The sequence below is a fragment of the Bacillus salipaludis genome, assembly GCF_004358205.1.
The window spans coordinates 1-6,262 of sequence record NZ_SMYO01000056.1; the positions used below are offsets into that span (position 1 = coordinate 1).

Genomic DNA, 6,262 nt, shown 5'->3' on the forward strand with positions numbered 1-6,262 from the left:
AACAAAAGAAAAACTCACAAAATGGGGATTAAAAGATATATCCCAACTTTATGAGTTACGATACTTAAAAGATTGAACCGCCGTATACGGAACCGTACGTACGGTGGTGTGAGAGGTCGGGGATTAAATTTCCCCTCCTACTCTATTGTACTAAAGGGGAGTTGAAGAGTGTTGTTTCACTTGTGTTCAACAATCGGGCCATATTGTTTAGAAATGTATTGGATATTATGAAAAAAAGAAGGGAAAAGGTGCTTGTCATGGCTCGGCACTTATTTGGGAATTTGGGTCAGAATTCGACTTTACTAAGGGATTTATCTTTTCGTGATTTAGCATCTTTTTCATTTTATTATTAACAAATTGAATAATTTTTCCTGAACACAAGGAGATGATAAGCGTTCCTAAACCAATTGGCCCGCCAAGGAAAAAACCTATTAAGGTGCCAATGAGTTCCTCAACAATTCGGGAAACATTTAAACTCCAATGAAAGCGATGCTGTAAAGCTAACATAAGCCCATCGACCGGAGATTTAGGAAATTTTGCTTCAATATAGATTCCGACGCCGACTCCAATTCCCAGCGTTCCAAGCAGAAAGAACAGCCACCGGATTTCCCAGGAAGATGCGATTTTCAGATGATCAAATAGGAGATACATCCAGATATCTAAAAAAATACTACGGATAGCAAGCATTGAACCATATTGGAACCTTTTCCTTTCGATAATTTTTGTGGCCAACACGATCAGTTTTTCTATAATTTAGATTATAATGGTAAGAAAATTAAATACACATACGATGATTCACAAGATAGTTATGGAGGGGATGGAATAAAAAATGCTACTTGTTCTAATTTAGAAAGTAAAAATAGTGAAAATGGAGTGGAGTATCATTTAAGTAAATGTTCCTCAGATGTCGGCAATCCCTTTATTTTGCGAGTTCCTGAGTAATTCAGCTAATAATAACACTTAATAAATATATTTTTTACGAATGTATACTGTACTTTAACAATGAATTGCCCATTTTTTTGCTTAACAAGCAGTTTATGAACCATTGTACTTATAGTAACGGGTGCGTTGATCCAAGATGGATTAACGCCTTTTTGTGTTGAAGTTACTAAGCTAAAGGGAGGTAATGTGGAATAAGAAAGTAGTCATTTTCTTACTAGGTAGTAGACGTATTAAGTGTTATAAGGAGTTTAATGATGGATGGATCTTAACAATGGGAAGAAAAGTAAATAAACCAAAGAGGAAAAAACTTTTGGAAGTCGATAATCAATAGACGATTGACCAACCTGTACAACAAAAAACTCCCTAAAACCCTAATTGTGGAAATAGGGGAACAAGATGTGCGGCTTAAGAAAATTAATGTATAACATACGGTTCAGTTCCTAAACCCACCATTAAATCGGTCAAATATGAAAAAGTTTAACATTTATTCTTTTTGCATTTTTTTTATCGGCAAAGATAGCGATAAAGGTACCAGACAAGATGGTCATCCATAAAAGGAGGTCCATTTCTTTCAACTCCCATCGTTAGTTTAAATCATAATATACGTACGCTAATGGTAAAGGATTCCAAAAATTTACTGCACAAATATACTACGCATTCAAATAACATCTAATAGCTACTTTGTGAAAGAATGTATTTAAAGTAACAGTTGAAAGAGTTGAAGATGGAATCACTACAGGCGGTCTTTTAAGAATTTACAACTATAAACCAAGTTTTCTTATATCTGCAGGAAGTTACAACTATTGCAAAAATACAAAAGTTTTGTTATACCAGTTATAGAATACAATAAACAGGTGATAAAAAATGAGTCAGGAAATATTTGGAGAATTCTTATTGTCTATAATTAAAATGTCGGGTGTACTCGGTGGTGATAAGTCTTTTGTTGAAGGGCTGACCCCAAAACAATTACATCTTTTAATGGAAATAGGTTCCAATACGTACCGTCACGGAGATTTGGCTGGCATACTTGGTGTGGATCCTTCCACGTTGACAAGGACACTGGATCCACTTGTGAAATCTGGCCTGGTGGAAAGGCAACACAACCTGGACAATAGAAGGGAAGTACTTATCAAGCTTACCGGAAAAGGCTTGGAAACAGTAGCGAATGCTCATGAGAAACATCATCAGTTGTTTGCGGACATTTTAAAACAAGTTCCAGAAAACAAGCGAAAGCAAGTAGATGAAAGTCTGTCTATATTGTTGGAGATTATCAAGAAGACAAACGTTAAGCATTAAAAAATAGAACGGCTGCCTGGATATTAAACGGAAGTTTAATTTTCAGGCAGCCGTTTTTATATAAAATATTTGTATAAATACAACAATTGAGTATTGACAATGGATAAAAATGTTTTATATTTGTATATATACAATAATTGATATTAAGCAATTAAATGAAGGATCTTGGTAATAAAATCAACAGCAATAAATTTGATCTAATCTGGCGATGTTTCTGGAAAATCTGAATCATATTGCTTGCAAAGGCAGGTGTTTATATAGATCGGGTAGTTTTTTTTAGTGAAAAAATAAAAAAATAGTAACCAGAGGAGAATCAAAATGAAGTTATTATTACGTGTAGTTGTCTATGCAATGACGTTCTTTATATTTTTTGGAGGGATTGGGGTGTATGGATATATTCACACCAATCAGGAATATTGGAATCCTACTCGACAAACACCAATCCCTGCTCTACATCGCGTGAGTGTGCCGGAATATAATCCCCAAAAACCAACAGTAGCTGTGATCTTATCCAATTCGACCACCGAAGTGTTTGATTTTATGGTTCCTTATGAATTGTTTGCGATGACTGAATCTTATAACGTGTATGCTGTTGCTCCAGACAAAAATATGAAAACACTCTCTGGGGGATTGGATCTGATTCCGCACTATTCTTTTGATGAACTGGATCGATTATTAGGAGGAAGTCCAGACCTTATTGTAATTCCCGCCATGCCTATGGCTGACGAATTAAAGTATAAGCCTGTCCGTGAATGGATTCGAAAACATTCCGATACAGAATTGTTAAGCATTTGCGCTGGAGGGTTGAATCTGGCGGATACAGGTCTTTTAAAAGGGAAAGAAGCAACAACTGACTGGAAAAGTTTTGATTATCACGAAGTTAATAAATATCCTGATACAAAGTGGAGAAGGGATTTGCGTTATGTCGTAGACGGGAACATTGTTTCTTCTGCAGCAATTACTTCTGGAATCGATGCCGTCCTCTATGTGATTTCAAAGCAATTAGGCGAACCAATGGCGGAGAAAATAGCAAATAAGATCCATTACCCTTCTTATCATTTCCTGAAAAATCCAAAGGTAGATCCTTATTATGTGGATGAAAGTGAATGGATTTATACGTTCAACACAGCATTCCAATGGCACAAAAAAACCGCAGGAGTATGGTTGTATAATGGGATGGATGAGGGGGCACTTACCACCATTTTTGATACTTATGCAAATTCTGGAACAACAAAAATCTACACCGTATCAAATGCCAAGCAGCCTATCGTTACGAAGTATCACCTTAACTTAGTTAGCCGATATCAGATGTTGAATGTGCCGAAGCTAGATCGATTGTTTGTTCCAGGGGTAGAAGCGAAGTCTTTAGCTGCAGAGGAAGTTAAGGATTGGAACGGTAACAAAGTGACACCTGAATTTATTCACAGCCGGTACCCAGGTAGATTTATGTTTGATGGTACACTCGAAGATTTAGCGAAGCAAGAGGACGTCCTAACTGCTAAATATGGTGCCAAGCGAATAGAATATCGTGCTAAAAATCTAAAATTCCAAGGCAGACCGTTTGCCTATGAATCTTTCGGGATACCCGTTTTAGTCAGTTTAGCTGCAATACTTACGGCCTACTTTATTGATAGACGATTCATTCGAAAAGAGAAAAGTAGAAAGGGCGTCAATCATTAGCATTTTGATCAGTTTAAATCTTCACTTTTTATATATCTTATAGTTGGTAAATTGGTTTTTGTAGAAACTATTTTTAATCTCAAAGTTTTCCAAAATCTTTTTACGAATAAATACTGGGAGGGTTATCTTATGAATTTTTTTCTTTTGAATTGGGCAATATTTATTTTTATGGATGGCCTTATATTATCTTTGCCACTTGGAGCGGTATTTTACTTTAAAAATAGTCAACTAAACGATTTTTTTACGAATCCGCGAAAACTTAAAGCGGCACATTTGGATTATATGATGCAAGCATTTTCGATAGGTTTGGTCTTGCTATTAGAATTTACTATGAATATTGAATTTCCACTATATATGGTTATTCCTTTAGCATTTGGAACGTTTTGTAACCCGTTTATTTTTTTATTAGAAGCCACTCCATTGTATAAAGCAGGAATTAGCAAAATCATTTATCGAATACTTAAGGTCTTAAGCCCTGCATCCTTATTTTTTGCTTGGATTGCAATGATGATCACATCCTTGCCTGCTTATATTTCTTGGCTGCTGCTATTTTTCGCACTTATGCTTGGATTAGGAATCATAACAAATAAAAAGAAACTTGCCATCATTACAAAGGGATGATTGCAAAAGAATATGGTTCAGGATTTTTTAAAACACTGTTGTTCACAGTAGCAAGTAGTAAACTTACAGCACTTGAAAAAAAGAATAATGACTCAATATACTATTTTGTTTATGAAACCAAGTGGAGAGCAATTACGAATTATTGCGGAGCTTATAGAGTCAGGTAAAATGAAACCTGTAATTGATAGAGTTTTTCCTTTTAACGAGGCTCAAAAGGCGATGGAATATGCGGAGTCGGGAAGAGCTAAAGGGAAATTTATTTTAAAAATCAGATAGTTTTTCAGGTGCTCGAGGGTCAGTCCCCCAGTGGAGTAAAGCGTTACATCAGTGGGGGACTGACCCCGATTTTTTGTTTCGTCCTTCATTTAGGAAAAAAACTCCATACAGAAACAGCGAAGAAAATGCAAAAAGAGATCGATGATTTGTTTGGCCATGTCTATGAAAAATCCGATCCAATGAGACTGACTCCTGGTGAAGTTTATATTATGTTAGAGTGGATAGATGACTTAAAGCAAATAATTAAGGATATAGATGAGGCGTATGAATTAAGGCTTCAGAAGTAGTGCTACTAAATTACTAAATTAAGTTCTGTGGAAATCCCGGTTCGTGTATTTTACGATAGTCACTGGAGCTGTTCGAAAAAGCTTAAACGAAAAACTTTTTTTAATTATAGATAACTGAAGTGATTCTAGTTTTTTCTAATCTAAATGTACGATTATCACTCAATTGAAAAAAGTATTCATCCAAGAAAATGTACGTAAAACTCGAATATTTTTAAAAGAAACAGAATACTATTTTGGAAGGATTAAAACGTAAAAGTACGAGCAATCATAACCAAAAGAGGGTGGAAAATACATGGGATCCAATGGAAATTACTATCGTATTTTAGACGTACCCTATGATGCAACTTTTAGTGAAATAAAAGAAGCTTATCGAAAAAAAGTAAAAGAAGTACATCCAGATAAAGAAAAAGGGAATGCTGAACAGTTCAAAAAAGTTAAAGAAGCATATGAAACTCTTAAAAATGGTGTAAAAAGAAAAAGGTATGACGATCTCCTTTTTAAAAATACTCATAACGTCACAGATAATCTAAAACAGGAAAATCCCGCTAAAACAAATCCTTACATAAATATAATAAAAATACAGAGGAAAAATCGCAAACAGGCTAGCTTTTCACCTGTAATCATAAATGCAGCTCTTATTTTAATTGGAATTTTGGGAAATACTTATTTAAATAAAAAGAAATAATAAAAAATTAAAATGAAAACAGGATCAATGAACAATCACACAATACGATGACCTAGAGGGAAATCGAAGTAGTGGAACTGGTTTTGCAAGGAAAAAGTAATTAATAAATCGGAGTGCATTGTTTTTAAGGGAATGTACGGTCAAAAACTATATTTCTAGTATTCGAGGGTCAGTCCTCCAGTGGTGTAAAACGTTACAACAGTGGGGGACTGACCCTGATTTTTATGTGAATTAAATAAGCCTTATCCAGAAAGTAAGATTGCAACGTATTACAATGATTATAAGGGGCTTGATTACAAGAACCATTGGACTGCTGTTTCGGCAGTCCTTTTTGTGCGACGGGCAGTCGCATGGAGTGTTGATCTGTCGACACTCTTCTTTTCATTATCTGACAGAGACGTCATCTCGGTGAAACGACTGGTTGATGATGATGATACTGAATCCCAGATGGTGAAAGTCCATCTCCGAGGAGACT

General features: G+C 35.3%; 6 protein-coding genes and 1 pseudogene. 6 read left to right on the top strand and 1 reads right to left on the bottom strand.

Features of this window, described 5'->3' with window-relative positions; all coding sequences use genetic code 11:
- Positions 1 to 255: 255 nt before the first annotated feature.
- On the bottom strand, positions 256 to 735 hold the full coding sequence (locus E2K98_RS29705; protein WP_133340537.1) for a YczE/YyaS/YitT family protein: 480 nt from the start codon (positions 733 to 735) through the stop codon (positions 256 to 258).
- A 1,101-nt stretch (positions 736 to 1,836) separates the two neighbouring features.
- On the opposite strand from E2K98_RS29705, the gene E2K98_RS29715 reads away from it, so the two are divergent.
- From E2K98_RS29715 to E2K98_RS29735, 6 genes and pseudogenes are all read left to right on the top strand, one after another.
- The gene (locus E2K98_RS29715) at positions 1,837 to 2,238 is read left to right on the top strand and encodes a MarR family winged helix-turn-helix transcriptional regulator (RefSeq protein ID WP_208025447.1); all 402 of its coding nucleotides are present in this window, start codon (positions 1,837 to 1,839) and stop codon (positions 2,236 to 2,238) included.
- A gap of 318 nt (positions 2,239 to 2,556) precedes the next feature.
- The gene (locus tag E2K98_RS29720) at positions 2,557 to 3,918 is read left to right on the top strand and encodes a DJ-1/PfpI family protein (RefSeq protein WP_133340541.1); all 1,362 of its coding nucleotides are present in this window, start codon (positions 2,557 to 2,559) and stop codon (positions 3,916 to 3,918) included.
- 129 nt (positions 3,919 to 4,047) lie between these two features.
- The gene (locus E2K98_RS29725) at positions 4,048 to 4,539 is read left to right on the top strand and encodes a hypothetical protein (protein WP_133340543.1); all 492 of its coding nucleotides are present in this window, start codon (positions 4,048 to 4,050) and stop codon (positions 4,537 to 4,539) included.
- 5 nt (positions 4,540 to 4,544) lie between these two features.
- Positions 4,545 to 4,815: pseudogene (locus tag E2K98_RS29730) on the top strand (zinc-binding dehydrogenase); the annotation flags it as partial.
- Between the two features lie 125 nt (positions 4,816 to 4,940).
- Complete coding sequence (locus E2K98_RS31370; RefSeq protein WP_165976436.1) at positions 4,941 to 5,102, top strand: hypothetical protein; 162 nt, start codon at positions 4,941 to 4,943, stop codon at positions 5,100 to 5,102.
- A gap of 292 nt (positions 5,103 to 5,394) precedes the next feature.
- Positions 5,395 to 5,787 carry a J domain-containing protein gene (locus tag E2K98_RS29735; protein ID WP_133340545.1) on the top strand — a complete coding sequence of 131 codons (393 nt, stop codon included), beginning with the start codon at positions 5,395 to 5,397 and terminating at the stop codon, positions 5,785 to 5,787.
- Positions 5,788 to 6,262 lie beyond the last annotated feature (475 nt).

Excerpts from the sequence above, each read along its gene's own strand:
- E2K98_RS29725 (WP_133340543.1), top strand. The coding sequence starts at position 4,048 with ATGAATTTTTTTCTTTTGAATTGGGCAATATTTATTTTTATGGATGGC.
- E2K98_RS29735 (WP_133340545.1), top strand. The coding sequence starts at position 5,395 with ATGGGATCCAATGGAAATTACTATCGTATTTTAGACGTACCCTATGAT.
- E2K98_RS29720 (WP_133340541.1), top strand. The coding sequence starts at position 2,557 with ATGAAGTTATTATTACGTGTAGTTGTCTATGCAATGACGTTCTTTATA.
- E2K98_RS31370 (WP_165976436.1), top strand. The coding sequence starts at position 4,941 with ATGCAAAAAGAGATCGATGATTTGTTTGGCCATGTCTATGAAAAATCC.